Below are 25,814 nucleotides of genomic sequence, written 5' to 3'. Positions count from 1 at the left end.
GGACAGTGATCCGGTGTGTCAGCAATGCCGCTCGGCGACGTCCCGGCGGCGCGAGACGCTCGCCTCGATCAGCGCGCATCGTGCCGGGTTGCCGGGCTGCCCGCGTCGGCCGCGCCGCTGCGGCGGACTCCCGCGTTGTGGCCGCGGGGCATGAACTCCCTAGGGTGACAGCCTCGAACGGCTCCTCGCGCAAGCGCGAGGGGTGCGGCTCACGCGGCCCCGTACCGGCTCGGGTGGGACGCCGCTCGTGCTGGGACCGACGGATCATGAGGCTTCAGGGGCGAAGCTCACCATGTTCCAGGACAGGGCCGGTAGCACGACGGTGACCGTTCCGTCGGTGACCTGCACGTCGGCCAGCCGGGTCGGGGTGACCCGGTCGGGCCGGTCGGCGGTGTTCGTCGCATCGGGGTCGTCGTCGAACAGTGCTCTGTGCTCGCCGATCTCCAGGTTCGGCAGAGACCGTACGTCGACGCTGAGTGCCAGTGGCTGGTGCTGGTCGCGGTTGACCGCGAACAGCGTGACCGTGCCGGTTTCCTCATCGTGGACGGCCGTTGCGTCCATGACGGGAACTTCACCCATCCACGAAGTCTCGTAGGTGGGCCCGGCAGGTTCGACCCGCAGGACGCTGCCTCGCCCATGGCGCGACGTCAACGCGTACGGGTAGTAGGTGGTCTGCCGCCAGGCCGGGCCACCTGGTTCGGACCGGATCGGCGCGATGACGTTGACGAGCTGGGCGAGACAGGCGATCTTCACCCGGTCGGCGTGACGCAGCAGGGAGATCAGCAGGCTGCCGACCACGACCGCGTCGACCATCGAGTACTCCTGCTCGATGAGGCGCGGGTGCTCGGCCCAGTCGAGAGCCTCCTCACCGGAGAACTTGCTTTGATACCAGACGTTCCACTCGTCGAACGACAGATTGATGCGCTTCGTGCGCTGCAGCAGGCCACGTACATGGTCGCAGGTGGCGACGACGGACTCGATGAACCGGTCCATGTTGGCCGCGCTGGCGAGGAAGCTGGCCCTGTCGTCACCACGCTGTTCGTAGTAGCTGTGCAGGGAGACGTAGTCGACCAGATCGTAGGTCTCGCGGAGCACGGTCGCCTCCCAGGTGCCGAACGTCGGCATCCGCTGGTGCGAGCTGCCACAGGCGACCAGCTCGATCGAAGGGTCGACCCGCCGCATCGCCTTCGCTGTCTCGGCCGCCAGCCGCGCGTACTCCTCCGCGGTCTTGCGGCCGATCTGCCACGGCCCGTCCATCTCGTTGCCCAGGCACCACAGCCTGATGCCGTGCGGCTCGGCGGTTCCGTTGCGGCGGCGCAGGTCGGACCAGTAGGTGCCACCCGGGTGGTTGGCGTACTCGAGGAGGTTGCATGCCGCGTCGATACCGCGGGTGCCGAGATTGACCGCCATCAGGGGCTCACTCCCCATCCGGCGGGCCCACCTCGTGAACTCGTCGACGCCCACGTAGTTGGTCTCGTACGAGCGCCAGGCGAGGTCGAGCCTTCTTGGCCGGTTCTCCCGAGCGCCGATGCCGTCCTCCCAGGTGTAGCCGGACACGAAGTTCCCACCCGGGTACCTCAGGATCGGCGGGGCGAGTTCCCTGACCAGCTCGGCGACGTCGCCACGGAACCCGTCGCCGTCCGCGGTGGCGTGGTGCGGTTCATAGATACCGGTGTAGACACACCGGCCCATATGTTCCACAAAGGACCCGTAGAGGCGAGGGTCCACGTCGGCGATACGGAACGCGAGGTCGATGGTCAAGGACGCGCGCTGCATCTGTCATCCCTTCAGGCCGGTGCCTGCGATTCCTTCCACGATGCGGCGCTGGAACAGCAGGAACACCAGCACCAGCGGCAGTGCGCCGAGGATGGCCGAGGCCATCGTGTCGGCGTAGCGGATCCCGTACGTGCCCTGCACGGTCGCGAGACCGACCGGGATCGTCATGATCTCCGGGTTGCTGAGCGCGATAAGCGGCCACAGAAGGTCGTTCCACGCCCAGACAAAGCTGAAGATCGTCACCGCCGACACGGCCGGACGTGCGAGAGGCAGCACGATCCGCCGGTAGATGTGGAAGAAGCCCGCCCCGTCGATACGCGCCGCCTCGTCGAGCTCTTTCGGGATCCCGTCGAAGAACTGCTTGAAGACGAACACCGCGATCGCGATCGGGATCGCCGGCAGGATCACCGCCCAGTACGTGTTCAACAGGTTGATGCTTCCGAGCTCCTGAAACTGGGGCACGACCAGCACCTGGCGGGGAACCATGATGCCCATCAGAATGATCCAGAACGTCAGCCAGCGGTACCGGAACCGCATGCGGGACAGCGCGTAGGCGGCCAAGCTGGCGGTGACCACGGTCCCGGCCGCCGATAGTGCCGAGATGATGAAGCTCGCGGCGTACCAGTTGATGATGTCACCTTGGGCGAGCAGTGTTTGGAACGACGCGAGAGTGGGGTTCTCGATGACCCAGGTCGGGTTGACGGTCTCGCCGTTGGGTTTGAGGGACGTATCAAGGGCCCAGGCCAACGGCACGAGCCACAGGAGAGCGAACGCGATGAGCACCCCGGTGCAACACCGGTTGAACAGGCGCGTGCGACGGTCGGCGGTGGCGGCGTGGTGTCGTGCCTGCGCGGCAGTCAGCGGCTGGACGTCCTTGTTCGCGAGGATCGCCATGTCTAGAGCTCCGGTTCCTGACGGCGGGTCATGACAAGCCAGAAGGCCGACACCGCGAGCACCACGATGAAGAACAACGTGGACGCGGCCGCGGCGGCGCCGCTGCGGAAGTCGGTGAAACCAATGTCGAAGATGTACTGCAGGACGGAGCGGGTCGCGAAGTTCGGACCGCCCTGAGTCATGATGTACATCTGGTCGAACACCTTCAGCGATGCGATGATCTGCAGGACCACCACCAGCGAGGTGGTGCGGGCCAGCAGCGGCACGGTGATCAGGCGGATCTGCTGCCACGGTCCGGCGCCGTCGATGGCCGAGGCCTCGTACAGCTCACGCGGGACCTCCTGCAGGCCAGCGAGGTACAGTACGAAGTTGAAGCCGAGCGTCCACCACACGGTGGTGACGGCCAGTGACACCATCGCGAAGTCGGGATCGCCGAGCCAGTCGGGTTCGGCGAAACCCAGCGACGTCACCGCGCGGCTGAGCAAGCCGAGCTCCGGCGTGTACATCCAGATCCAGATCAGCGCGACGACCGCTGACGGCAGGATGTAGGGCAGGAAGAACGCGAGGCGGAAGAACCACCGTCCTCGGCGGGCCCGCTCGGCGAGCAGGGCGAACACCAGGGCGAGCACGATGAGCGGCGGTGTGGTGAGGATCGTGAACCAGATCGTGTGCCACAGCGACGCCCAGAAGTCACTGCTGGAAAGGACCTCGGCGTAGTTGCCGAAGCCGGCGAACTCGCCGAGGCCAGGGTTGACCATGCTGGTGTGGAAGAAGCTCATCACCAGGCCGTAGATGGCCGGCCCGATGATGAACAGCAGGTACAGCAGGAGGAACGGGGCGAGAAACAGCAGCGCGGGTTTTCCGTGCCCGGACCACCGTCTCTCCCGCTCCGCGCCGCTGGGCGAACGCCCGGAGCGAGTGGTGTGCGATTCCGTCCTCGCCGGTGCGACTGTTCCGGCCTGGCCGGTGACTTCGGTGCTGGCCACAGCCAACCTCCTCGTGCGGGGTCATACCGGAGACGCGGTCGCGGCCAGGACCGCCAGCTTCGAACGGATCTGCGCGATCGCGTCCGCTGGAGACAGGTCGCCGGCCTCGACGGCGCCGACGGCCGAGCCCATGATGTTCACGAAGTTCGACCCCGAGCCGGAGTACCAGGCAGGCGGGTCATAGACAGCGGAGGCGGCTGCCGCCGCGTACTGGGACTGCGGAGTGAGCGTCTGGTACGCCTCGCCGTTGGCGACCGGCAGCCACGTCGGCACGTGACCGCCCTTCGCCCAGGTGAGGCTCTGGTCGAGCATCGAACGGACGAAGCCGAGTGCACGGTCGAGCGCGGCCCGGTCCTTCTCGGGCCGCACCGGTAGCACGAGGGTGTGCGAGTCGGCCTGCACCTTGTACGGACCACCGAAGATGTTCGGCACCAAGGCCATGCTGAACGGCATCTTGGCCTCCTGGAACGTGGTGATCTCCCATCCGCCGTTGAGATGGAACCCGGCCGCACCGCTGGCGAACAGCGCGATCGCGCCCTGATAGTCCACGCTGCCCGGCATGAGTCGTTTCTCGACGGTGAGCATGCGCAGATAGTCGAGCACCTGCTTCGCCTTGGCGTCGTCGAGCACGATCCGGGCGCCGTCGTCGGCCAGTACCTCGCCGCCCAGTTGGGCGTACAGGGTCTGGAACAGCTGCCATGGCGGGGAGGAAGGTGAGGTGATGCCGTGCGTCGCGCCGTACTGTCCGGTGACCTGCTTGGCCTTGCTCAGGGCGTCCTGGAACGCGTCCGGGCCCTCGATCGGCTTGAGATCGCCGTCGGCGTCGAGCAGGCCGGCTCGCGCGCAGATGTCGGTGTTGTAGTACAGCACGAACGGGTGGGTGTCGATCGGGATCGCGTAGATCTTCCCGTCGACCAGGCTCGCCTCCCATGCCCGGGAAGTGAACTTCTCGGCCGTGATGCCGTGCCGTTCCAGATCCTCGGGGTGCAACTCCTGCAGCAGGTTGCCCTGTACCAGCGTCTTCATCCGGGTCAGGTGCGACGCCGCGACGTCGGGCGGCCGGTCACCGACGGTGGAAAGCGCCAGTTTCGTGTAGTAAGGATTGCCCCACGTCAGGGTGACCGACCGCAGCGCGATGTTCGGATTCGCCTTGCGGTACCCGTTCTCCATCTGCCGCATGCGAACACCGTCGCCGCCGCCGAAGAGATTCCAGTACGCGACCGAGCGGGGGTCGGGGGGCGTGCTGAGCAGCCCGGCGCTGACCGAGGAACAGCCGGTGAGGGCCGCCGCACCGGCCCCCAGCAGGCTGGCGCGGAGCAGGCCGCGCCGGGTCAGCGCGGATCGGGGTGGGGGAGGACCGGTCATTCTTCACCGTCCTTAGGGGACGTGGTTGACTCACGGACGACGAGTTCGACGGGCAGCAGGTCGCGTGCGGGAATGTCCTGCCCGGCAATGCGGTCCAGGAGCAGGGTCGCCGCACGTTCGCCGGTCTCCTGGAACGGGATTCGCACAGTGGTCAACGGCGGGACCAGGTATCCGGTGAAGGACAGGTCGTCGCAGCCCACCACGGAACAGTCGGCGGGTAGCCGCAGGCCGCGCTCGTGCAGCGCCTTGAGCGCACCCATGGCCATGACGTCGTTGTGCACGAAGACGGCCGTGACCGTCGGATCGGCGTCCAGCAGCTGGTGGGTCGCGGCCCAGCCGCCGTCGTAGGTCCAGTCCGCCTCGACGACCCGCCGTTCGGGCAGCGGCCGGCCGGCGGCACGCAGCGCCTCCCGGAATCCCCGCATCCGGCGCTGCGTCACCTGCCTTCGGCGGGGGCCGGTGACCGTGCCGATCCGCCGGTGGCCGAGGCCGAGCAGATGCTCAGCTGCCAGAGCCCCGGTGACCGCGTGGTCGGACCCGATCGTCGGCACACCGCCGCCATGAATCCGATTGATGCTCACCACGGGCAACGGACCGCGCAGTGCGTCGCCGAGCCTCGGGTCATCCTCCAACGACGGTGCCGCTACGAGGATGCCGTCGACCCGGTACTCCAACAGTTTCCGAACGGCCAGTTCGGCGTCGACGTCGGCGTGCACACTGCTGATGAGTGCCCCGTGGCCACGACTGGCCGCGGCGCGCTGTGCGGCCAGCACGAACTGCGAGACGGCGAGATCGGAGAAGTCATCCGCGAGCACTCCGACCGTGACGGACGCCTGCCGTACCAGACCACGGGCCATCGCGTTGGGCACGTAGCCGAGCTCGGCGGCGGCTCGCAGAATGCGCTCCCGGGTGCTGGGTGAGACCACCCCGGAGCGGCCGTTGAGCACCTTGCTCGCCGTCTGAAAGCTCACGCCTGATCGCGCCGCGACATCCTTGAGCGACACGTACACGGCCGGCCCTCCCCAGTGAAAGCGAACGTTCGCCTAACTCTGGTCCCGACCGATGTCGCGTGTCAAGCACCGGCTGATCCTTCCCCGCCGGCCGACCGCGGAAGCCACCCGATTCACGCAGTGCCGTGGGCAGCCGCGTCGGATGTGCGGCACGGTGAGGCCGGAAGCCGGCGCGCAGGCGAGCCGGACCTTGTCCGGAGAGCCAGGAGTACGTGTCACTCAGCGATGTGGTCCAGACCATTCCAGGCGACCGGATCGAACACCGATGCCGTGAACAGTAAGACAAGATCCACTGCTCTCGTGTACTCCCAGGAATGACGAAACCCCCGCCGGTGGTGACCACCGACGGGGGTTGACCTGGAAACCAGGGTGGTGCGCGATACTGGGATCGAACCAGTGACCTCTACCGTGTCAAGGTAGCGCTCTCCCGCTGAGCTAATCGCGCGAGGCGGAGACGGGAATCGAACCCGTGTACAGGGCTTTGCAGGCCCTTGCCTGAACCACTCGGCCACTCCGCCGTAGCGGATCCGGACTCCGAGAGTCGCCTCTCGGCACCCGATCCAACTGCGGGGGTGCCGCCGCAGTCGAGCGGACGACGGGACTCGAACCCGCGACCCTCACCTTGGCAAGGTGATGCGCTACCAACTGCGCTACGTCCGCATTCCGCGACCCCGTGCCTCGCGGCCCGTTGTCGTTGTGTGTGGGAGAACTGTATCGGACCGAGAAGACGGCGCGTGCACGGGGGGTGCCTCTCGGTCCGCCCTGCCGCTCATCAGCTCAGATCGTGCGGGATGAGGCGGGTCAGCGCGTCGTCCACGTCGACCCACAGGTGCTCGTTGCCCGGCAGCACGACGTCGTAGGTCCGGTCGAGGAAGTCGGCCAGCTCCTGCGCCGAGGCCTCGAACATCGCGTGGCCCGACGGGGAGTTCAGCTCGATCAGCACCGACTCGGGGTCCTCCACCGAAGGCCGGATCCGCACGTCGCCGTCGCCCGCCTCCGCGAGCAGGCCGTCGGCGAGCAGGTCGCGGGCGTAGACCCACTCGACCCAGCCCGCGCGGCCGGTGCGGAAGGCGGCCACCACCGCGTACGGGTCGCGCGTGTCGTAGCGCAGCTCCACCTTCACCGGAACGGCCGGTGTCCTGGGCGCCAGCAGGTCGAACACCGCCGTGGACCGGAGCGTCACGTGATCGTTTCGCATCGTCTTACCCTTCTGCTCCCTTCCCGGCCGGGTTGGCCGAGTCCGACACTGAGACGTGCCCGGGTGCCTGCTCGCTCGCGGTTTCCCGCGATATCACCCTGACGAGTGCCCGTTGCTCACCCGTACGTCTCATCATCGTCCTCGGTTCGCCGGCCTCCGCGCGCGACCGTGCTGATCGTCCACGCGGTACATACTGCTCGGTTTGGCGCGTGCGCGATAGGACCGTCGCGGGAATGTCCGAGGTGACCTCCGTCCCCTGGCCGTCCCCCGGCGCCGCGCGGGCCCCGGCAGAGCCTCGTCTAGCTCGTTGTTCTCCACTGCGTGCCTGCACGTATGCGGACCGTGCCCGGTTTCGAACCACCCGTTTGCAGGCGGGCGAAAGGCGTCCGGTACAGTCTGTTCTCACAACGCCACGGGCGATTAGCTCAGCGGGAGAGCGCTTCGTTCACACCGAAGAGGTCACTGGTTCGATCCCAGTATCGCCCACCACGTTCACGGTCAGGCCCGGCAGTCGCCGGGCCTTTTCGTTTTTCCCTGTTTCTCCCTTGTTCAACCGCCGCGACCGGCGACTCCGTGCCCCGGCGTGAGACACGTCACGCGGTCGGCGGTACTCCCGAGCCGATCATGACCCGGCCGGTAACCCGCTTGCCGTAGTCATGCTTCCACTGATTACACAAGGTAGTGGTTGCTGGCTTGCGTCGATCACGCATCGTGACATTCTCGTTATGAAGTAACCCGGTGGATCCGCCTCTGGAGGGCGGGTAGCCGCATTGCCTCCTGTAACGCGGTGCCGAGCGTGACCGATACCACCGCAGGAATTCCCCGATCGGTTACCGACTGTGCATCGCAACTGATTACTCTGTGGAGTCGAGTTCGGTTCGCCGCCCGCGTCCGGATACGTCCCACACCACGTTGACGCGGGAGGCTCCATGGAAGAGTCGATGCGGCCGTCCTCACCCCCGCCGGGGGAGGACCTGCCACCCATCGACCTCCGCCTGGGGACCGGCCGTCCGGCCCGCTCCCTCCGTGTCGTCGGCGGCCGGGACGGCGCCGCACCGGTGCGCCCGGCCATGGCCTGGGAACGGCGGTACCGCGCCTGGGTGGTGCTCACCGACGTGCTCTGCGCCCTCGTGGTGATCGGCATCGCGACCGTGCTGATCGGCGGGCCCGGCCGCGTGGACGAGCCACACGCCCTCGGCACGCTGGGCGCGGTCCTGGTCGCGCTGCTCGCCAGCAGGGCGTGGGACATCCGGGTGCTGGCCGAGCCGACCGACGAGTTCCGCAGGCTCGGCCGGGCGTTGCTGGCCGCCGCCGTGGTCGTGGCCTTCGGCGGGCTGCTCGCGGGAGCGCTGGAGGTCCAGCCCTGGGTCTTCTACGTGGTGCCCGCCGTCGCGCTCGTCCTGTTCCCCGAGCGGTACCTGCTGCGCAGGCTGTTGCACCGGGCACGGGCCCGCGGCGAGTGCCTGCTGCCCGTGATGGCGGCCGGCCATCCCAGCACCGTCGCCGACCTGGTGGAGCGCACCCGGGTCGCCTCACACGTCGGCTGGCGGGTCGAGGCGGTGTGCACCCCGGCGGGGTCGGGCGACCACGGCGAGGTGAGCGGTGTGCCGGTCATCGGGCGGCTCGACGACCTCGCCGAGCACGTGCGCCGGGGCGGGTACCGGATCGTCGCGGTGACCCCGGACCAGTACTGGACGCCCAGCAGGCTGCAGCGCCTGGCGTGGGACCTGGAGAGCACCGGCGCCGAGCTCGTCGTGGCGCCCGTGCTGATGGAGGTCGCGGGCCCCCGGCTCAACGTCAGCGGGGTCCTCGGCATGCCGCTGCTGCGGGTCACCGCTCCGAGCTTCAGCGGCGGCAAGCGCCACGTCAAGGAGATCGTGGACCGGATCGGTGCCGCGCTGCTGCTCCTGCTGGCCGCGCCGCTCATGGTGCTGATCGCCACCGCGATCAGGGTGGGGGACGGCGGCCCGGTGATCTATCGGCAGCGGCGTGTCGGCCGCGACGGGGACACGTTCACCATGTACAAGTTCCGCACGATGGTGGTCGGCGCCGACCGGGTGCGGGACGCGCTGCGCGGCGGCAACGAGGGGGCCGGCCCGCTGTTCAAGATGCGCAGCGACCCGAGGGTGACCAGGGTCGGCGCGCTGCTCCGGCGCTACTCGCTCGACGAGCTGCCCCAGCTGTTCAACGTGGTCTCCGGCCGGATGTCGCTCGTCGGCCCGCGCCCGCCGCTGCCGGAGGAGACCGCCCAGTACGCCCCCGAGGTGCACCGCAGGTTGCTGGTGAAGCCGGGCCTGACCGGCCTGTGGCAGGTGAGCGGCCGCAGCGAGCTGTCGTGGGAGGAGAGCGTCCGGCTGGACCTGCGCTACGTCGAGGACTGGTCGCTCGCGCTCGACGTGGCGATCCTCTGGAAGACCGTGCGCGCGGTCCTCTACGGACGCGGCGCCTACTGAAGGACGGCACGAAAGCCGCTGGCGGGCGGCGGATAGCATCGACACGGCAAGCAAGCTCACGTGTCAAGGAGTCCACCGTGTCCCCATCGTCGTCAGTCCCGGCCGTGCCCTCGCAGCGCGTGGTGGTACCCGCCGGCACTACGGCGGGCGCGGCGATCCGCGCCGCGGGACTGCCCGGCAAGGGGCCGGAGGCCGTGGTCGTGGTGCGGGACTCCGACGGCGTGCTGCGCGACCTCGCCTGGACCCCGGAATCCGACGTGGAGGTGGAGCCGGTCGCGGCGGGCACCGAGGACGGCCGCAGCGTGATCCGGCACTCGGCGGCGCACGTGCTGGCCCAGGCGGTGCAGCAGGAGTTTCCCGAGGCCAAGCTGGGGATCGGGCCGCCGGTGCGGGACGGCTTCTACTACGACTTCGCCGTCGACAAGCCGTTCACGCCCGAGGACCTGCAGGCGCTGGAGAAGCGCATGAAGCAGATCATCAAGGGCTCGCAGCAGTTCTCCCGGCGCGTCGTGGACTCGGTGGAGGCCGCCCGCGAGGAGCTGGCGGACGAGCCGTTCAAGCTCGAGCTGGTGGACCTGAAGTCCGCGGGCGACTCGGTCGACACCTCCGAGGTCATGGAGGTCGGCGCGGGCGAGCTGACCATCTACGACAACCTGGACCCGCGCACCAGGGAGCGCGTGTGGAGCGACCTGTGCCGGGGCCCGCACGTGCCGACCACGAAGCACATCCCCGCGTTCAAGCTGATGCGGGTCGCGGCGGCGTACTGGCGCGGGGACGAGAAGAACCCGCAGCTGCAGCGGATCTACGGCACCGCGTGGGAGTCGGCGGAGGCGCAGGACGCCTACCTGGAGATGCTGGCCGAGGCGGAGCGCCGCGATCACCGCAGGCTCGGCGCCGAGCTCGACCTGTTCTCCTTCCCCGAGGAGATCGGCTCGGGGCTGCCGGTGTTCCACCCGAAGGGCGGGATCATCCGGCGCGAACTGGAGAACTACTCGCGCCGGCGGCACGAGGAGGGCGGCTACGAGTTCGTGAACACCCCGCACATCACCAAGAGCGGGTTGTTCCACACCTCCGGCCACCTGCCCTACTACGCGGACACGATGTTCCCGCCGATCCCGTTCGAGGGTGAGGACTACTACCTCAAGGCGATGAACTGCCCGATGCACCACCTGATCTTCCGCTCGCGCGGCCGGTCCTACCGGGAGCTGCCGCTGCGGCTGTTCGAGTTCGGGACGGTGTACCGGTACGAGAAGTCCGGCGTCGTGCACGGCCTGACCCGGGTGCGCGGGCTGACCATGGACGACTCGCACATCTACTGCACCAAGGAGCAGATGCCGGGCGAGCTGCGGTCGCTGCTGCGGTTCGTGCTGGACTTGCTGGCCGACTACGGCCTTTCCGACTTCTACCTGGAGCTGTCCACCCGCGGCGAGTCCGGCAAGTTCATCGGCGAGGACCAGGAGTGGGAAGAGGCGACCGAGATCCTGCGTGCGGCGGCCAGGGAGTCCGGGCTCGAGCTGGTTCCCGACCCCGGCGGCGCCGCGTACTACGGCCCGAAGATCTCGGTGCAGGCGCGGGACGCCATCGGCCGTACCTGGCAGATGTCGACCATCCAGCTGGACTTCAACCACCCCAAGCGGTTCGAGCTGGAGTACACCGCGCCGGACGGCTCGCGGCAGACCCCGGTGGTCATCCACCGGGCGCTGTTCGGCTCCATCGAGCGGTTCTTCGGCGTGCTCACCGAGCACTACGCGGGCGCGTTCCCGGCGTGGCTCTCGCCGGTGCAGGTGGTGGGCATCCCGATCGCCGACGAGCACGTCGAGCACCTGCGCGGCGTCGAGAAGGCGCTGCGAGGGCGTGGGGTCCGCGTCGAGGTGGACACCGGCGACGACCGGATGCAGAAGAAGATCCGCACGCACACCACGCAGAAGGTGCCGTTCCTGCTGCTGGCCGGCGGCAAGGACGTCGAGGCGGGCGCGGTCTCCTTCCGGTTCCGCGACGGCAGCCAGCTGAACTCGGTGCCCGTGGCAGAGGCGGTGGAGGCCATCGCGGGCTGGATCGGGCGCAGGGAGAACGCCTCGCCGGACGCGGAGGCGCTGGGGGCCGTCGTTGGCGGATGATCGCGGGGACGGTGGCCCGGATCTCGTGGGCCAGGACGGGGTGGGTATCCCGGACGCGCTGCAGCGCCTGTGGACCCCGCACCGCCTGGCGTACGTCCAGGGTGAGAACAAGCCGGAGGACGACGAGCCGAAGGGCTGCCCGTTCTGCCGCCTCGTCGGCATGGCGGACGACGAGGCGCTGATCCTCGCCCGCGGCGAGACCGTGTACGCGGTGCTGAACCTGTACCCGTACAACCCGGGGCACCTGATGGTGGTGCCGTACCGGCACGTCGCGGACTACCCGGACCTGGACCGGGCCGAGACGCTGGAGCTGGCCGAGTTCACCCAGCGGGCGATGCGGGTGATCCGGTCGGTGTCGGGCGCGCACGGCTTCAACATCGGCATGAACCAGGGTGTGATCGCCGGCGCCGGCATCGCGGCCCACCTGCACCAGCACGTGGTGCCGCGGTGGGGCGGCGATGCCAACTTCATGCCGGTGGTCGGCCACACGAAGGTGCTCCCGCAGTTGCTGGGGGACACCCGCGCGCTGCTCGCCGACGCCTGGGAGCACCACGTGCCCTGAGTGGCTCGTTACTGACGAATCCCGCCAGTAACGAGCCACTCAGGAACCCTCCGCGCGGCGCTCAGGCCTGCAGGACGGCCTCGATGTTGAGGTCGATCTTCACCTTGTCGCTGACCACGGCGGTCGGGATGGTGGCGCCGACCTCGAAGTCGCCCCGGCTGATCTCGGTGGTGGCCGAGACACCGATGACCTTGCTGCCCTCGGTCAGGCCGGGGCCGAAGCCACCGAGCTCCGCGGTGAGCGTGACGGGCCTGGTGACACCGTGAATGGTCAGCTCGCCGTCGATGAGGTAGTCCTCGCCGTCGGTGCGGATGCCGGTGGAGCGGAAGCCGAGCGTCTCGAACCGCTCGACGTCGAGGAAGTCGGAACCCTTCACGTGGGCGTCGCGCTGCTCGTTGTTGGTGTCGAAGCTCGCGGCGCGGATGGTCGCGGTCGCCGAGGAGCCGGTGATGTCCTCGCCGGTCACGATCTCGCCCTCGACGTCGCGGAAGCGCCCGCGCACCTTGGACACCCCGAGGTGCCGGACGGTGAAGGTCACGTCGGAGTGGACGGGGTCGATGGCCCAGGCACCCGCGACGTAGCCGGGAATCTCGGTGGTTGCGCTCGTCATGGTCGTTCCTCCTGCAAGATCCGGGGGTCGCGCTCGATGGTTGAGCGCTCAACCAAGAGCGTAGCAGAAATAGTTGAGGGCTCAACCATAGGTATCATGGAACACATGTCCGGAACTCGTTGGCTGACCGATGCGGAGCAGCGCGTGTGGCGCGACTTCTCGGTGGCCGTCAACATGCTGCGCGCGCACCTGGAGTCGCAGCTCCAGCGGGACGCGGGCATGCCGCACGCGTACTACGAGATCCTCGTCGTGCTGTCCGAGGCGCCGGGCCGGGTGCTGCGCATGAGCGAGCTCGCGCTCGCCACCCGCTCCTCGCGCAGCAGGCTCTCGCACGCGGTCGCCAGGATGGAGGCCAACGGCTGGGTGCGCCGCGAGTCGTGCGACACCGACAAGCGCGGGTCGTTCGCGCAGCTCACCGCCGCCGGGCTGGCCGCGCTGGCGGAAGCGGCCCCCGGGCACGTGGAGGCCGTCCGGGAGAGCCTGTTCGACGTGCTCACCCCCGACCAGGTGCGGCAGCTGGGCGAGATCAGCGCCGCGATCAGGGGCAAGCTGGCGCCCCGGTGCGCCGAGGCCGAGGCCGCCGAACTGGAGCGGCTGGAGCACGGCGACTGAGGCCGGCGAGGTCCGGCACGGCCGGCTCACGGTGTGTGATCCGCGCGGCCTCCCGCGTGTCCGAGGGCATCCGTGCAGGTTGCGTCGGTGTGGCTCGATAGGGTTCGTTCGGCAACCCGACCACGCGGCACCGTAGGACCGATGCTCAACATCTTCGCGCGCGCCTCCGTCTCCCGTGTCACCGATCCGATCGGTGCCGCGCTGGTCCGGGCTGGCCTCACCCCCAACGGCATGACCCTGCTGGGCACCGCGGGCGCGGTCGCCTGCGCGCTGGCCCTCTTCCCCAACGGCATGCTGCTCGCCGGCACGTTCACCGTGTGGGGGTTCACCATGCTCGACCTGCTCGACGGCGCCATGGCCAGGGCCAGGGGCGCGGGCACGCCGTTCGGCGCCGTGCTCGACTCCACCTGCGACCGGCTCGCCGACGGGGCGCTGTTCGCCGCCATCGCGTGGTGGGCGTTCGCCGTCGCGGGCAACCACCGCGCGGCGGCGGCCGCGCTGCTGTGCCTGGTGCTCGGGCTCGTCATCTCCTACGTCAAGGCCAGGGCGGAGGCCTCCGGGCTGCACGGCGACGGCGGCCTGGTCGAGCGGGCCGAGCGGCTGATCCTCGCCCTCGTCGGCACCGGGCTGGAAGGGTTCGGCGTGCCCTACGCGGTCGAGGGTTCCCTGTGGCTGCTCGCCGTGCTCTCCGTGGTGACCCTGCTCCAGCGGATGGCCGCGGTGGCCCGCTCCGCGCGGGAGGCGCACCCGTGAGCGGACTGGGCCAGCGGCTCGGCGCCCTCGGCTACGCCGCGGGGTGGCGCCTCGTGCGCTCGCTGCCGGAGCCGCTGACCACGTCCGCGTTCGCGCTGGGCGCCGACCTGGCGGCCCGGCGGGGCGGGGCCAAGGTGCGCCAGCTGCGCCGCAACCTGGCTCGCGTCGTGCCGCAGGCGGGGACCGAGGAGCTCGACGACCTCACCCGGCGCGCGCTGCGCTCGTACGCCCGGTACTGGCAGGAGGCGTTCCGGCTGCCCGCCATGGACCTCGGCGCGGTGCGGCGCGAAGCCGACCGGTCGATCACCGGCGTGGAGAACCTCGACGCCGCCCTCGCCGAGGGCAACGGCGCGGTGGTCGCGCTGCCGCACAGCGGCAACTGGGACGTGGCCGGGGTCTGGCTGGTGGGCCATTCGGGATCGTTCACGACCGTCGCGGAGCGGGTGGAACCCGCGTCCCTGTACCGCCGGTTCGTCGCGTACCGCGAGTCGCTCGGCTTCGAGGTGGTGCCCGCCGACGGCGGCGGGGCGTTCCGGACCCTCCTGCGGCGGCTGCGGGAGAACCGCGTGGTGTGCCTGGTCGCCGACCGCGATCTCACGGCCTCGGGCATTCCCGTCACGTTCTTCGGCGCGGAGGCCAGGATGCCGGGCGGGGCCGCCCGGCTGGCCGCCAGCACCGGTGCCGCGCTGCTGCCGGTCGGATGCTGGTTCACCGACGGCGGCTGGGGGCTGCGGGTGCACCCGAGGATCAGGGTCAACGCGAGGGCCGAGGTGCCCGCCGCCACCCAGGCGCTCGCCGACGTGTTCGCGGGCGACATCGCCGCCCACCCGGCCGACTGGCACATGCTGCAGCGGTTCTGGCTCGACGACCTGCCCGAGGGCCACCCGGCGCTGGCGCGGGGAGCCGGTGCGCCATGAAGATCGGCATCGTCTGCCCCTACTCGTTCGATGTGCCGGGCGGGGTGCAGGGACACGTCGTCGACCTCGCCAAGGCGCTGCTCGCGCGCGGGCACCGGGTGTCGGTGCTGGCGCCCGCCGATGAGGACGCCGAGCTGCCGGGCTTCGTGCATCCGGCGGGCCGCGCGCTCGGCATCCCGTACAACGGCTCGGTGGCGCGCCTGCAGTTCGGGCCCGTGTCCTACGCCCGGGTCCGCCGCTGGCTGCGGGACAACGAGTTCGACGTGCTGCACCTGCACGAACCCGCCGCGCCCAGCCTCTCGCTGCTGGCCCTGAAGGTCGCCGACGGGCCCATCGTCGCCACGTTCCACACCTCGACGCCCCGCTCCCGCACACTGTCGGCGTTCCAGCCGGTGCTGCGGCCGCTGCTGGAGAAGATCACGGCCCGGATCGCGGTGTCCGCGCTGGCCAGGCGCGTGCAGGTGGAGCATCTCGGCGGGGACGCCGTGGAGATCCCCAACGGGGTCGACGTGGGCTTCTTCGCGGACGCCCGCCCGCTCGACGGCTACCCGCGCACCGGTGGCACGGTCGGTTTCGTCGGCCGCTACACCGAACCCCGCAAGGGCATGGGCGTGCTGCTGGAGGCCCTGCGGATCCTGGCCCCGGAACTGCCAGGACTGCGCCTGCTCGTCGTCGGCAGGGGGGAGGAGGAGACCCTGCGCCGCCAGGCCGGCCCCGCGCTGGCGGACCGGATCGACCTGCTCGGGCAGGTCGACGACGAGACGAAGGCGAGGGCGCTGCGCAGCGTCGACGTCTACTGCGCGCCGAACGTCGGCGGCGAGAGCTTCGGCATGATCCTCACGGAGGCGCTCGCCGCGGGCACACCCGTGGTCGCGAGCGACCTCGACTCGTTCCGCCGCGTGCTCGACGACGGCCGCGCCGGGGTGCTCACCCCCACCGGTGACGCCCGTGCGCTCGCGGCCGCCCTGCGTGGGCTGCTCGCCGATCCGGACCGGCTGGCGCGGCTGTCCGCCGTGGGCACGGAGCGGGTCGCCCGGTACGACTGGGCGACGGTGGTGACGCAGGTGCTGCGGGTCTACGAGACGGCGGTCGCCGCCGATCCGCGCACCGTCTCGCCCGACCAGGAGACCGTGCGGTGACCGCGTTGCTCGTGGTGCTGGGGGTGGTGGCCGCCGTCGTCGTGCTCGGCGGGTTGTGGCTCGTGGCCACCGCCAACCGGCTCGACCGGTTGCACGTGCGGATGGACGCGGGCTGGGCCGCCCTCGACTCCGCGCTGGCCCGGCGGGCGGTGGTCGCCCGCACGGTGGCGGCGAGCGTGCTGCCGGGGGAGGAGGGCGAGGCCCTGCGCGCCGCGGCCGCGGGAGCCGAGTCCGCGCCCCGGCCGGAGCGGGAACTGGCGGAGAACGAGCTCACCCGTCTGCTGGCCGAACTGGACCGCGGTGGCCTGCCCGGCCCGCTCGCCGACGAGCTGACCGACGCCGAGGAGCGCGTGGTCATCGCGCGGCGGGTGTACAACGACGCGGTACGCGACGCGCTGGCGCTGCGGCGCAGGCGGCGGGTGCGGTACTTCCGGCTCGCGGGCCGGGCACGGCAGCCCGAGTACTTCGAGATCGCCGAGCCGGATCTCACCACCGCCGCGAGCAGGCCCACCCCGGTGACGACCGCGCGGGTGCTGCTGGTCGACGAGGCCGGGCGGGTGCTGCTGTTCCAGGCGCGGGATGTCGGCACCGTCGAGTCGTTCTGGCTGCCCGTGGGCGGCGTCGCCGCCGAGGGGGAGGACCTGCGGACGGCCGCGGTCCGCGCGTTGCGCGCGGAGACGGCCGTCGAGCCGGACCCCGGCGAGCTCGTCGGCCCGGTGTGGCGGCGCCGCGTGCGGTACAGCTCCGAGGGCCGCCCGTACGAGGGAGACGAGTGGTACTTCCTCACCGAGCTCGACGGGGCGCGGCCCCGGATCGACCCCGCGGCCTTCGCCGAACCCGGCGTGTCCTCGGTCGGTGACCACCGCTGGTGGTCCGCCGCCGAGCTGCGGGACTGTGCGGAGCCGGTGTACCCCCTGCAACTCGGGGAGCTGCTGCCCGGACTGCTGGCCGCCGGCTGGGACGGGCGCCTGCGCTCCGTCCGCTGAGGGTGGCGCGTGGCACACTGGCCACCATGGTGGACGAGGCAGACGACGCGGCGTGCGACGTCGCGCACGGCCGGGCGGAGGCCGCCGGCGGCGACCGCACGCTGGTGGCCGTGTTCGCGTCGCCGGTGGCGCGCTCCCTGCTGACCTTCGGGCACGAGCTCGGCTTCCGGCCCGTGCTGGTGGAGCCGGACTCCGCGCGCGCCGCGGCCGTGGACTCCGGCGCGGAGGTCGTCTCAAGGGTGCCCGAGCTGGATGAGGACACCGATCTCGTCGTGACCGACCACCACCGGGACGAGCTGGGGGAGCTGCTGCGCGAGGCGCTGGCGTGGCCGAAGGCACGGTGGATCGGCGTGCTGGGCAACCCCCGCCACCCCGGTCCGCACGTCGGCGCGTTGACCGCGCTCGGTGTCGGCCCGGACGACATCGCGAGGGTGCACCGGCCGGTCGGCCTCAACATCGGCTCGCGCACCCCGCCGGAGATCGCCGTCGCCACGCTGGCGGGGCTGATCGCGGATCGCAACGGCCGCCCGGGCGGCTTCGAGTTCTGACGGATGCCGCTGGGCGCCCCAGGATGGCGGCCGGGTCACGGCGCCGAGGTGACGGGCACCGGCGGCGATGGCTGCGGCGCGTCGGATCCCGCGCGGAGCGACGCCAGCGCCGCCGCCGCGAGGAGAACGAGCGCCAGCCCGCCCAGCGCCGCCCCGGCCTGGTACGGGCGCTTCGACCGCCCCTGGTGTGCCCGGGCGCCGAGCACACCGAGCACGATGGCGACGACGGCCGTCGGCAGCGCGAGCCACGCGTTGAGCGGGACCAACGGAATCGACACCGCGCCCAGCACGAGGACCAGGGGTGCGGTCCACCGCGGCCACGGCGCCGACCGCAGGGCCGGGTCCGGGGCGCCGGGGTCCCGGTCGGTTCCGGCGGCGACGCGTTCCACCGGGCCCAGCGCGGTCAGCACCTCCTCCACGTCGCGGGTGCCGACCGGCTGGGGTCGCTCGGCGAGCGCGTGATCGATGTGCTCGGCCACGGTGCTGACGACCTCGTCCCGGGATGCGGGGTCAGCGTGCCGCAGCGCACGATCGAGATCGGCCAGGTAGGCGTCGACGAGCTCGGAACCCGCTCGCGACGGCTGCGATCCGCTCATCGTTCACGCTCCTTCCAGCGTGGCGTCGACGGCCCGCCAGAACAGTGGCCACGTCGCCTTGAAGGTCGTCAGTGCCGCGTTCCCGGCCGGAGTCAGGGTGTACCGGCGAGGAGGACCGCTCCGCGGCTCCCGCAGGGGTGTCCGCGGCGAGTTGCTGGACCCAGCGGTGGACCGGCAGCGCGGAGGCCGCGGCCGGGAACACCCTCTACACCTTCGACACGGTCGGCGGCTGGTGCTACTCCGGCAGCACCGTCACCTCCACGCCCGGTTGGCGCTACGAGGGGGTGACGGCCACCGACGCCGGGGTGGTCGCCAACGAGGGACGTTCGTACGCACGGCACGAGTTCGGGCCCGGAGTGGGCGGCATCGACATCCAGCACCCGATCGAGTGCCTGCGGGTCAAGGGCCAGCCCCGTCCGTCGTCCACCGCCGACTACGTCTGCGGCATCCACCAGCCCGGACCCGCCGCCGGTGAGCCCGCGGGCCGCCTGCGCCGCGACACCCGGTGGAGGCGGCCCGCCACCGGCTCAGTGGGCCGCCGCGGCGACGTTCTCCGGCATGGGGTCGTAGCGGACGTGCCTGCGGGTGAACGTGGCACTGCCCGAGGTCAGGGAGCGCAGGTCGATCGCGTACCGCAGCAGTCCGGTCGCGGGCACCTCCGCTCGGACCACCGTCTGCCCGCCCTCCGCCGACTCGGTGCCGAGCACGCGGCCCCGGCGGGACGACAGGTCGCCCAGCACCGTGCCGAGGTGCTCGTCCGGCAGCGTGATCGTGACCTCGTCGAGCGGTTCCAGCAGCACCATCCTCGTCTTCGTGGCCGCGTCCTTGAGCGCGAGGGCCCCCGCGGTCTGGAAGGCCGCGTCGGACGAGTCCACGCTGTGCGCCTTGCCGTCGAACAGCGTGACCCGTACGTCCACGACCGGATGGCCGTCGACGAGTCCCTTCTCCAGCTGGGCTCGCACGCCTTTCTCGACGCTCGGGATGAACTGGTGCGGCACGGCGCCGCCCACCACCCGGTCGACGAACTCGAAGCCCGCGCCCCGCTCCAGCGGTTCCACCTCGATGTCGCACACGGCGTACTGGCCGTGCCCGCCGGACTGCTTGACGTGCCTGCCGTGCCCGGAGGCCTTGCCCCCGAACGTCGAGCGCAGCGGGATCCGCACCTCCTGCGTCTCGACGTCCGCGCCACCCGCCCGCAGCCGCGACAGCACCACGTCGGCGTGTGCCTCGCCCATGCACCACAGCACGAGCTGGCCGGTCTCCGCGTTGCGCTCCAGCCGCAGGGTCGGATCGCCCGCCACCAGCCGGGAGAGGTTGCGCGCCAGCGCGTCCTCGTCGCTGCGTGTCTTCGCCACCACGGCGACCGGGAGCAGCGGTTCCGGCATCCGCCACGGCCGCATCAGCAGCGGGTCGTCCGGGTAGGAGACCGTGTCGCCCGTCTCCGCCGACCCGATCTTGGTGAGCGCGCACAGGTCGCCCGCCACGCAGAACGGCACCTCGCGCAGGGTCTGCCCGAGCGGCGAGTACACGTGCGCGACGCGCTCGTCCGTGTCGTGGTCGGCATGGCCGCGCTCGGCGAGCCCGTGGCCGGAGACGTGCACGGGCCGCTCCGGGCGCAGCGTCCCGGAGAAGACCCGGACCAGCGACACCCGGCCGACGTACGAGTCCGCCGCGGTGCGCACGACCTCCGCGGCGAGCGGCCCCGCTGGGTCGGCCGCCAGCCGCGGCCTCGGCACGCCGTCGGGGGAGGTGACCTCGGGCACGGCGTGCTCGAGCGGGGAGGGAAACGCGCGGGCGATGCCGTCGAGCACCTCGGCAAGGCCCACCCCCGTGGCGGCGCACACGGGGATCACCGGGTGGAACGAGCCCCGCGCGACGGCGGTCTCGAGGTCGGTGATGAGCGTGTCCTCCGGGATGTCCTCACCCGCGAGGTAGCGGTCCATCAGCGTCTCGTCCTCGCTCTCGGCGATGATGCCCTCGATCAGCTCGTTGCGCGCGCCGGTGAGCCGTTCCAGGTCGGCCGGGTCCGGCTCCCCGAGCACGGGCGGGTGACCCGCCGAGTAGTCGAAGAACCGCTGCGTGATCAGGCCGATGAGGCCCTGCCGCCCGCCGCCCGCGGGCAGGTACAGCGGAAGCACGCCCGCGCCGAACGCCTCCTGGCACGCGGCGATCTCGCCCTCCACGTCGGCGCGCGGATGGTCCAGCCGCGCGATGACGACCGCCCTCGGCATGCCCACGGCGGCGCACTCCTCCCACAGCGCGACCGTCGCCGGGTCGACGCCTTCGCCCGCGCACACGACGAACAGCGCGGCGTCCGCCGCGCGCAGCCCGGCGCGCAGCTCGCCGACGAAGTCCGCGTACCCGGGGGTGTCGATGAGGTTGATCTTGACGTCCCCGTGCTTGACGGGGGCCACGGCAAGGCCGACCGACCGCTGCTGGCGCACCGCGGCCGGGTCGTGATCGCACACCGTCGTGCCGTCGACCACCGACCCCGCGCGGGTGAGCGTGCCGGAGGCCACGAGCAGCGCCTCGGCGAGGGTCGTCTTCCCCGCCCCGGACGGCCCCACCAGCACGACGTTGCGGACCTTGCCGGGGTCGGATACAGCGACCGCGGCCCCGGCGTCGATGGTCTTCGCTTGCTTCTCGGCCATGGCGGGCCTCCTTGCGCCGACGACGTTGTCGAGTGGTCTGTGTCCTCGATCACACACCCGTTGCGGGTCACCGGCAAGGGTCCGTCCGGTGCCACCGGAAGTGGACTGCTGAGATCGCCGCGTACTGGCCTGTATCGGCGGTCCACGTGCGACGTACAGTGGAAGGGAGAAACCCCGATTTCGTGAAAGGCTCCCGCAGTGTCAGACGCCCAGTCCCAGCACACCTCCCTGCCCGAGACCGGCACCGCCCGCGTGAAGCGGGGGATGGCTGAGATGCTCAAGGGCGGCGTGATCATGGACGTCGTCACGGCCGAGCAGGCCAAGATCGCCGAGGACGCGGGCGCCGTCGCGGTGATGGCGCTGGAGCGCGTGCCCGCGGACATCCGCGCCCAGGGCGGCGTCGCGCGGATGAGCGACCCCGACCTGATCGACGGCATCATCTCCGCGGTGTCGATCCCGGTCATGGCGAAGGCCCGGATCGGTCACTTCGTCGAGGCGCAGGTGCTGCAGTCGCTCGGCGTGGACTACATCGACGAGTCCGAGGTGCTGACCCCCGCCGACTACGAGAACCACATCGACAAGTGGGCGTTCACGGTGCCGTTCGTGTGCGGTGCCACCAACCTCGGCGAGGCGCTGCGCCGCATCAACGAGGGCGCGGCGATGATCCGCTCGAAAGGCGAGGCGGGCACCGGAGACGTCTCCAACGCCACCACGCACATGCGGCGGATCCGCACGGAGCTGCGCAGGCTGACGGCCCTGCCCGAGGACGAGCTGTACGTGGCCGCCAAGGAGCTCCAGGCGCCGTACGAGCTGGTGAAGGAGGTCGCCGCGACCGGCAAGCTGCCGGTGGTGCTGTTCACGGCGGGTGGCATCGCCACGCCCGCGGACGCGGCGATGATGATGCAGCTCGGCGCGGAGGGGGTCTTCGTCGGCTCCGGCATCTTCAAGTCCGGCAACCCGGCCCAGCGCGCGGAGGCGATCGTGAAGGCCACCACCTTCCACGACGACCCGGACGTGCTCGCCAAGGTCTCCCGGGGGCTCGGCGAGGCGATGGTGGGCATCAACGTGGACGACGTCCCGGAACCGCACCGGCTGGCCGAGCGCGGCTGGTGATGCCCGGCTGATCCGCAGGGCCCGGCTTCCCGAGGGGAGGCCGGGCCCTGCGCTGTGTCAGCCGTGTCGCTGGTGGTGGGGGACCGTGCCCGTCTCGCCGCGAGCGTGCGCGAGCAGGCGCGGGTAGTCGGCGGCGACTCCCTGGAGCAGGGTCTCCACGGCTCGTTCGATCTCGCCGTCGCTGACCGGCGCGTGCCCGAACAGGACGCGGTAGTGCACGAGTGAGCCGAGCAGGTCGAGCGTGAGCTCCAGATCGGCGTCGTCGCGCAGATCGCCGCGGTCGCGCGCGGTCGCCAGCGTCCGCCCGACCGCCGCGCGGGGCGGGTCGAACAACGTCGCCATGAACCTCTCGCGCAGCTCGTCCCGGGCCGCGCAGTCCGCCAGCAGCGGCCCGAGCACGTCGGGCGGCAGGCACCGGAACGCGGCGAGGAACAGGCTCAGGCTTTCCCCGAGGTCGCACATCGTGCAGCCGGTGTCCGGAACGACGACCTCGCCCAGCCTGCGGGCGAGAGCGTCGAGTGCCAGGTGCTGGCGGGTGGGCCAGCGCCGGTAGACGGCCGGTTTCGTCGTGCCGGCTCGCCGGGCGACCTCCTCCATCCGGAGGCCGGCGTAGCCCGACTCGTCGAGGACGGCGAGCGTCGCGTCGAGCACGGCGGCGTCGATCTGGGTGTCGCGGGGGCGTCCCGCCCGCGACGGTTCCCGGCGAGGTTGCATGAGCGCATTCTACCGGATATATTACGTTTCGTAACGTAATGAAATGGACTCGTGGGGGATCGATGACCTCGGAAGTGACCGGCGAGGCCGGCTTGCGCGCCGGTGGCAGGGAGTGGGCCGGGCTCGCCGTGCTCGCGCTGCCCACGGTGCTGCTGGCGCTGGACAACACGGTGCTCTTCCTCGCCCTGCCGCACCTGAGCGCCGACCTCGCGGCGACACCCGTCCAGCAGCTCTGGATCATGGACGGCTACGGGTTCCTCATCGCGGGGTTCCTCGTGACGATGGGGAGCCTCGGGGACCGGATCGGCAGGCGCAGGCTGCTGCTCATCGGCGCCGCGGCCTTCGGCGCCGTCTCGGTCGTGGCCGCGTACGCGCCCAGCGCGGAACTGCTGGTCGCGGCACGCATGCTGCTCGGTGTCGCCGGGGCCACGCTGATGCCGTCCGCGCTGGCGCTGATCAGGCTGATGTTCCGGGACGCGCGCCAGCGAGGTCTCGCCGTCGGCGTCTTCGTCAGCTGTTTCATGGGTGGCGGGGCGATCGGCCCGCTCGTCGGCGGCGTGTTGCTGGAGCACTTCTGGTGGGGCTCGGTCTTCCTCGCCGGGGTGCCGGTGATGGTGCTGCTGCTGGGCGCCGCCCCGTTCGTGCTGCCCGCCGACCGGGGTAGCGGTGCGGGCAGGCCGGATCTCGGCAGCGTGGCGCTCTCGCTGGGCGCGGTGCTGCTCACCGTCTACGGGCTGAAGGAACTGGCCGGCGGTGAAGGGCACTGGCCCGCGCTGCTCGCCGTGCCGGCCGGCGTGGCGCTCGGGTACACCTTCGTCCGCAGGCAGCGGCGCCTCGCGGACCCGCTGCTCGACCTGCGGCTGTTCGGCGACCGGCTGTTCGGCGCCGCGCTGGTGATCCTGCTGCTGGCCATGGCCCTGCAGGGCGGGAGCTACCTGCTCGCCGGTCAGTACCTGCAACTGGTGGAGGGCCTTTCCCCGCTCCGCGCGGGGTTGTGGCTGGTGCCACCCGCGCTCGCGCTCGCGGCCGGTTCGCTGGCCGCGCCGCTGCTGGCCCGCCGGTTCGGGCCCGCGGTGGTGATCGCCGCCGGGATGGCGGTCTCGGCGGGCGGGTTCGCGCTGCTCACCCAGGTGGAGCCGGCCGGGGGCCCGGGGCTGCTGACGGCGGGACTGGTGATCGCTTTCCTCGGGGCCGCACCCGTCGGCGCGCTGGGTATCGACCTGATCGTCGGCTCGGCGCCGCCGGACAAGGCCGGATCGGCGTCGTCGGTGAGTGAGACCAGCGGTGAGCTCGGCATCGCGCTGGGCGTGGCGCTGCTCGGCAGCGTCGCGGCGGTGGTCTACCGGGCGAGCGCCGCGACCGGACTGCCCGGTGCGGCGCCGGACGCGGCGAGGGAGTCCCTGCCCGGGGCGGCCGCCGCGGCCGCCGACCTCCCGCCCGGCGCCGCGCTGGACCTGCTCGCGGCGGCCGCGGGAGCCTTCACGTCCGGACTGCATGTCGTGGCGGGTGTGGCGGCCGCCGTGTCCGCCGGTCTCGGGGTGCTCGCCGTGGTCGCGCTGCGGCGGGCGAGGACCCAGCCGGAGTCGTGACCGGGCCGCGCGTCAGGCCACCGGACAGAGATCGACCGAGGCCCGGTGCCCGTTGGCGCCCGCGAGCTTGGCGTCGCAGGTGACCAGCGGGACACCGAGCCGTTCGGCGAGAGCGACGTACGCGGCGTCGTAGGCGGTCACCGAGTGCCGGAGCTCCCAGATGCGCGGCAGGAGCTCGCGATGAGGTACGCGAGTGACCGGGGCTTGCGGCAGGAACTCCACCAGTCCGAGGTCCGCTTCAGGTCCGGTGCCGGAGAGCCCAGCAGTTCGAGGAACGCCGAGGCGTCGACCACGACGCGACGGGCGTTCACTCCTCGCTCCGGCCGGGGCGATCACCCTCGCGCAGCTCTCGCATCGTGGTGACGATCCACTCGCGGCTCAGGTCGGGGATCCGGAACTCCTCGACGGCGGTGAGCCAGGAGTCGAGGCTGGGTCCCTCGGTCGTGAGCCTGGCTTCCTCGCGTGCCACGTACGACTCCAGGGTCAGGGACCCCTGCGGTCGGGGCCACGAGCGTCCGCGAAGCCACCGTGCGGATGTTCGGTCATGCCGTCACGTTAGCACGCTACACCGACGGTTCCGGCGCTCGTCGTCACACGTGTTCGGAGACCATCACCGCGACCGTGCCAGGTTCCAGCGCCTCGAACACGTGCGGCTCGTCGCCGGGGTAGGCGATGTAGTCGCCGGGCGACAGTTCCACCGGGTCCTCGGCCACCCCGATCCGCGCCCGGCCCGAGGCCAGCACGACGTGCTCGACCACGCCCGGCATGTGCGGATCGGACTCGCGTGGCGGGCCCGGTTGCACGGTGATCAGATAGATGTCCCGGCGCGCGTTCGGCGGGCAGGACGCCAGCAGCGTCGCCACGTAGTCCGCCCGCTCGGAGGCCACCGCGGGGCCCTCGCCCGCGCGGATCACCTGTACCCGCGGGCGGGGCGGGTCCACCAGCCGCGCGAACGGCACGTCCAGCGCGACGCCGAGCGCCCACAGCGTCTCGACGCTCGGGTTGCCGGTGCCCGACTCGAGCTGCGACAGGGTGGACTTCGCGATGCCCGCCCGCCGGGCGACCTCGGTGAGGGACAGCCCCGCCCGGCGGCGCTCGCGCCGCAGGGACGCGGCGATCACCTCGAGCGGCGCCCCACCCGCGGCCCGGCCTGCCTCCTGCCCGTCTCCGGTCATGCGTTCGCTCCAGAAGTCCTCTTGTTCGCCTTGACGAACATGCTCACCTG

Annotated in this window: 24 protein-coding genes and 4 tRNA genes; 12 read left to right on the top strand and 16 right to left on the bottom strand. The window is 71.3% G+C overall.

The annotated features are described in order from the left end of the window. Nucleotides 1–264 precede the first annotated feature (264 nt). The 9 genes from arfA to B0I33_RS20725 all read right to left on the bottom strand — a co-directional run bounded on the left by arfA (nucleotide 265) and on the right by B0I33_RS20725 (nucleotide 7,229). On the bottom strand, nucleotides 265–1,776 hold the full coding sequence (gene arfA, locus B0I33_RS20765; protein ID WP_106180482.1) for an arabinosylfuranosidase ArfA: 1,512 nt from the start codon (nucleotides 1,774–1,776) through the stop codon (nucleotides 265–267). A gap of 3 nt (nucleotides 1,777–1,779) precedes the next feature. Next, the gene (locus B0I33_RS20760; RefSeq protein WP_106180481.1) at nucleotides 1,780–2,670 is read right to left on the bottom strand and encodes a carbohydrate ABC transporter permease; all 891 of its coding nucleotides are present in this window, start codon (nucleotides 2,668–2,670) and stop codon (nucleotides 1,780–1,782) included. Nucleotides 2,671–2,672: 2 nt separating this feature from the next. After that, nucleotides 2,673–3,656: a carbohydrate ABC transporter permease gene (locus tag B0I33_RS20755; protein ID WP_181193382.1), complete on the bottom strand. Its 984-nt coding sequence runs from the start codon at nucleotides 3,654–3,656 to the stop codon at nucleotides 2,673–2,675. 21 nt (nucleotides 3,657–3,677) lie between these two features. Beyond that, complete coding sequence (locus tag B0I33_RS20750; protein ID WP_106180480.1) at nucleotides 3,678–5,021, bottom strand: extracellular solute-binding protein; 1,344 nt, start codon at nucleotides 5,019–5,021, stop codon at nucleotides 3,678–3,680. Further along, complete coding sequence (locus tag B0I33_RS20745) at nucleotides 5,018–6,025, bottom strand: LacI family DNA-binding transcriptional regulator (protein ID WP_281259451.1); 1,008 nt, start codon at nucleotides 6,023–6,025, stop codon at nucleotides 5,018–5,020. Before B0I33_RS20745 ends, B0I33_RS20750 begins: the two co-directional genes overlap by 4 nt. A 376-nt stretch (nucleotides 6,026–6,401) precedes the next feature. Next, nucleotides 6,402–6,476 (bottom strand) — tRNA-Val (locus tag B0I33_RS20740). 1 nt (nucleotide 6,477) lies between these two features. Next, nucleotides 6,478–6,549: transfer RNA gene (locus B0I33_RS20735), tRNA-Cys, on the bottom strand. 69 nt (nucleotides 6,550–6,618) lie between these two features. Beyond that, nucleotides 6,619–6,691, bottom strand: a tRNA-Gly gene (locus B0I33_RS20730). Between the two features lie 112 nt (nucleotides 6,692–6,803). Then, nucleotides 6,804–7,229, bottom strand: coding sequence for an SsgA family sporulation/cell division regulator (locus B0I33_RS20725; protein ID WP_106180478.1), 426 nt, complete (start codon nucleotides 7,227–7,229; stop codon nucleotides 6,804–6,806). 414 nt (nucleotides 7,230–7,643) lie between these two features. Here B0I33_RS20725 and B0I33_RS20720 point away from each other — a divergent pair. The 4 genes from B0I33_RS20720 to B0I33_RS20705 all read left to right on the top strand — a co-directional run bounded on the left by B0I33_RS20720 (nucleotide 7,644) and on the right by B0I33_RS20705 (nucleotide 12,361). Then, a tRNA-Val gene (locus B0I33_RS20720) sits at nucleotides 7,644–7,718 on the top strand. Nucleotides 7,719–8,158: 440 nt separating this feature from the next. Beyond that, nucleotides 8,159–9,682 (top strand): sugar transferase, encoded by a 1,524-nt coding sequence (locus B0I33_RS20715; protein ID WP_106180477.1) that lies wholly within the window; start codon nucleotides 8,159–8,161, stop codon nucleotides 9,680–9,682. 77 nt (nucleotides 9,683–9,759) lie between these two features. Then, nucleotides 9,760–11,799, top strand: coding sequence for a threonine--tRNA ligase (gene thrS, locus B0I33_RS20710; RefSeq protein ID WP_106180476.1), 2,040 nt, complete (start codon nucleotides 9,760–9,762; stop codon nucleotides 11,797–11,799). A 25-nt stretch (nucleotides 11,800–11,824) separates the two neighbouring features. Beyond that, on the top strand, nucleotides 11,825–12,361 hold the full coding sequence (locus B0I33_RS20705; RefSeq protein ID WP_281259448.1) for an HIT family protein: 537 nt from the start codon (nucleotides 11,825–11,827) through the stop codon (nucleotides 12,359–12,361). Between the two features lie 61 nt (nucleotides 12,362–12,422). On the opposite strand, the gene B0I33_RS20700 is transcribed toward B0I33_RS20705, so the two are convergent. Continuing rightward, on the bottom strand, nucleotides 12,423–12,971 hold the full coding sequence (locus B0I33_RS20700) for a YceI family protein (RefSeq protein WP_106180474.1): 549 nt from the start codon (nucleotides 12,969–12,971) through the stop codon (nucleotides 12,423–12,425). Between the two features lie 105 nt (nucleotides 12,972–13,076). Here B0I33_RS20700 and B0I33_RS20695 point away from each other — a divergent pair, with 105 nt between their 5' ends. From B0I33_RS20695 to B0I33_RS20670, 6 genes are all read left to right on the top strand, one after another. Then, complete coding sequence (locus B0I33_RS20695) at nucleotides 13,077–13,583, top strand: MarR family winged helix-turn-helix transcriptional regulator (protein ID WP_106180473.1); 507 nt, start codon at nucleotides 13,077–13,079, stop codon at nucleotides 13,581–13,583. Nucleotides 13,584–13,724: 141 nt separating this feature from the next. Next, on the top strand, nucleotides 13,725–14,336 hold the full coding sequence (pgsA, locus tag B0I33_RS20690; protein WP_106180472.1) for a phosphatidylinositol phosphate synthase: 612 nt from the start codon (nucleotides 13,725–13,727) through the stop codon (nucleotides 14,334–14,336). Then, on the top strand, nucleotides 14,333–15,253 hold the full coding sequence (locus tag B0I33_RS20685; protein WP_106180471.1) for a phosphatidylinositol mannoside acyltransferase: 921 nt from the start codon (nucleotides 14,333–14,335) through the stop codon (nucleotides 15,251–15,253). Before pgsA ends, B0I33_RS20685 begins: the two co-directional genes overlap by 4 nt. Continuing rightward, complete coding sequence (locus tag B0I33_RS20680) at nucleotides 15,250–16,392, top strand: glycosyltransferase family 4 protein (RefSeq protein ID WP_106180470.1); 1,143 nt, start codon at nucleotides 15,250–15,252, stop codon at nucleotides 16,390–16,392. Before B0I33_RS20685 ends, B0I33_RS20680 begins: the two co-directional genes overlap by 4 nt. Further along, nucleotides 16,389–17,378 carry an NUDIX hydrolase gene (locus B0I33_RS20675; RefSeq protein WP_106180469.1) on the top strand — a complete coding sequence of 330 codons (990 nt, stop codon included), beginning with the start codon at nucleotides 16,389–16,391 and terminating at the stop codon, nucleotides 17,376–17,378. The genes B0I33_RS20680 and B0I33_RS20675 overlap by 4 nt, the downstream gene beginning before the upstream one ends. A gap of 26 nt (nucleotides 17,379–17,404) precedes the next feature. Then, nucleotides 17,405–17,926, top strand: coding sequence for an XdhC family protein (locus B0I33_RS20670; protein WP_106180468.1), 522 nt, complete (start codon nucleotides 17,405–17,407; stop codon nucleotides 17,924–17,926). A 35-nt stretch (nucleotides 17,927–17,961) separates the two neighbouring features. Here B0I33_RS20670 and B0I33_RS20665 read toward each other — a convergent pair whose 3' ends face one another. After that, nucleotides 17,962–18,522, bottom strand: coding sequence for an HAAS signaling domain-containing protein (locus tag B0I33_RS20665; RefSeq protein ID WP_106180467.1), 561 nt, complete (start codon nucleotides 18,520–18,522; stop codon nucleotides 17,962–17,964). Nucleotides 18,523–19,049: 527 nt separating this feature from the next. Further along, on the bottom strand, nucleotides 19,050–21,173 hold the full coding sequence (locus B0I33_RS20660; protein WP_106180466.1) for an elongation factor G-like protein EF-G2: 2,124 nt from the start codon (nucleotides 21,171–21,173) through the stop codon (nucleotides 19,050–19,052). Nucleotides 21,174–21,371: 198 nt separating this feature from the next. On the opposite strand from B0I33_RS20660, the gene pdxS reads away from it, so the two are divergent. Continuing rightward, nucleotides 21,372–22,286: a pyridoxal 5'-phosphate synthase lyase subunit PdxS gene (gene pdxS / locus B0I33_RS20655; protein ID WP_106180465.1), complete on the top strand. Its 915-nt coding sequence runs from the start codon at nucleotides 21,372–21,374 to the stop codon at nucleotides 22,284–22,286. Between the two features lie 57 nt (nucleotides 22,287–22,343). Here the strand turns inward: pdxS and B0I33_RS30730 are convergent, their stop codons facing one another. Further along, nucleotides 22,344–23,000 carry a TetR/AcrR family transcriptional regulator gene (locus B0I33_RS30730; protein ID WP_106180464.1) on the bottom strand — a complete coding sequence of 219 codons (657 nt, stop codon included), beginning with the start codon at nucleotides 22,998–23,000 and terminating at the stop codon, nucleotides 22,344–22,346. Nucleotides 23,001–23,038: 38 nt separating this feature from the next. Between B0I33_RS30730 and B0I33_RS20645 the strand changes: the two genes are divergently transcribed. Next, a complete protein-coding gene (locus B0I33_RS20645; protein ID WP_425440502.1) occupies nucleotides 23,039–24,589 on the top strand; it encodes an MFS transporter in 1,551 nt (516 codons plus the stop codon). Between the two features lie 12 nt (nucleotides 24,590–24,601). Here B0I33_RS20645 and B0I33_RS20640 read toward each other — a convergent pair whose 3' ends face one another. From B0I33_RS20640 to B0I33_RS20635, 3 genes are all read right to left on the bottom strand, one after another. Beyond that, the gene (locus B0I33_RS20640; RefSeq protein WP_181193380.1) at nucleotides 24,602–24,730 is read right to left on the bottom strand and encodes a type II toxin-antitoxin system VapC family toxin; all 129 of its coding nucleotides are present in this window, start codon (nucleotides 24,728–24,730) and stop codon (nucleotides 24,602–24,604) included. 166 nt (nucleotides 24,731–24,896) lie between these two features. Beyond that, complete coding sequence (locus B0I33_RS30035) at nucleotides 24,897–25,058, bottom strand: hypothetical protein (protein ID WP_181193379.1); 162 nt, start codon at nucleotides 25,056–25,058, stop codon at nucleotides 24,897–24,899. 121 nt (nucleotides 25,059–25,179) lie between these two features. Beyond that, nucleotides 25,180–25,764 carry a helix-turn-helix domain-containing protein gene (locus B0I33_RS20635; RefSeq protein WP_106180462.1) on the bottom strand — a complete coding sequence of 195 codons (585 nt, stop codon included), beginning with the start codon at nucleotides 25,762–25,764 and terminating at the stop codon, nucleotides 25,180–25,182. Between the last annotated feature and the right edge of the window lie 50 nt (nucleotides 25,765–25,814).

Origin of the sequence: Prauserella shujinwangii, from assembly GCF_003001955.1 — a bacterium.
GTDB lineage: Bacteria > Actinomycetota > Actinomycetes > Mycobacteriales > Pseudonocardiaceae > Qaidamihabitans > Qaidamihabitans shujinwangii.
Note: the sequence above shows the minus strand (reverse complement) of the source record. Positions and strands in the feature narration are given on the sequence as shown.

Excerpts from the sequence above, each read along its gene's own strand:
- arfA (WP_106180482.1), bottom strand. The coding sequence starts at position 1,776 with ATGCAGCGCGCGTCCTTGACCATCGACCTCGCGTTCCGTATCGCCGAC.
- B0I33_RS20760 (WP_106180481.1), bottom strand. The coding sequence starts at position 2,670 with ATGGCGATCCTCGCGAACAAGGACGTCCAGCCGCTGACTGCCGCGCAG.
- B0I33_RS20750 (WP_106180480.1), bottom strand. The coding sequence starts at position 5,021 with ATGACCGGTCCTCCCCCACCCCGATCCGCGCTGACCCGGCGCGGCCTG.
- B0I33_RS20725 (WP_106180478.1), bottom strand. The coding sequence starts at position 7,229 with ATGCGAAACGATCACGTGACGCTCCGGTCCACGGCGGTGTTCGACCTG.
- B0I33_RS20715 (WP_106180477.1), top strand. The coding sequence starts at position 8,159 with ATGGAAGAGTCGATGCGGCCGTCCTCACCCCCGCCGGGGGAGGACCTG.
- B0I33_RS20700 (WP_106180474.1), bottom strand. The coding sequence starts at position 12,971 with ATGACGAGCGCAACCACCGAGATTCCCGGCTACGTCGCGGGTGCCTGG.
- B0I33_RS20695 (WP_106180473.1), top strand. The coding sequence starts at position 13,077 with ATGTCCGGAACTCGTTGGCTGACCGATGCGGAGCAGCGCGTGTGGCGC.
- pgsA (WP_106180472.1), top strand. The coding sequence starts at position 13,725 with ATGCTCAACATCTTCGCGCGCGCCTCCGTCTCCCGTGTCACCGATCCG.
- B0I33_RS20680 (WP_106180470.1), top strand. The coding sequence starts at position 15,250 with ATGAAGATCGGCATCGTCTGCCCCTACTCGTTCGATGTGCCGGGCGGG.
- B0I33_RS20670 (WP_106180468.1), top strand. The coding sequence starts at position 17,405 with ATGGTGGACGAGGCAGACGACGCGGCGTGCGACGTCGCGCACGGCCGG.
- B0I33_RS20665 (WP_106180467.1), bottom strand. The coding sequence starts at position 18,522 with ATGAGCGGATCGCAGCCGTCGCGAGCGGGTTCCGAGCTCGTCGACGCC.
- B0I33_RS20660 (WP_106180466.1), bottom strand. The coding sequence starts at position 21,173 with ATGGCCGAGAAGCAAGCGAAGACCATCGACGCCGGGGCCGCGGTCGCT.
- B0I33_RS30730 (WP_106180464.1), bottom strand. The coding sequence starts at position 23,000 with ATGCAACCTCGCCGGGAACCGTCGCGGGCGGGACGCCCCCGCGACACC.
- B0I33_RS20645 (WP_425440502.1), top strand. The coding sequence starts at position 23,039 with ATGAAATGGACTCGTGGGGGATCGATGACCTCGGAAGTGACCGGCGAG.
- B0I33_RS20635 (WP_106180462.1), bottom strand. The coding sequence starts at position 25,764 with ATGACCGGAGACGGGCAGGAGGCAGGCCGGGCCGCGGGTGGGGCGCCG.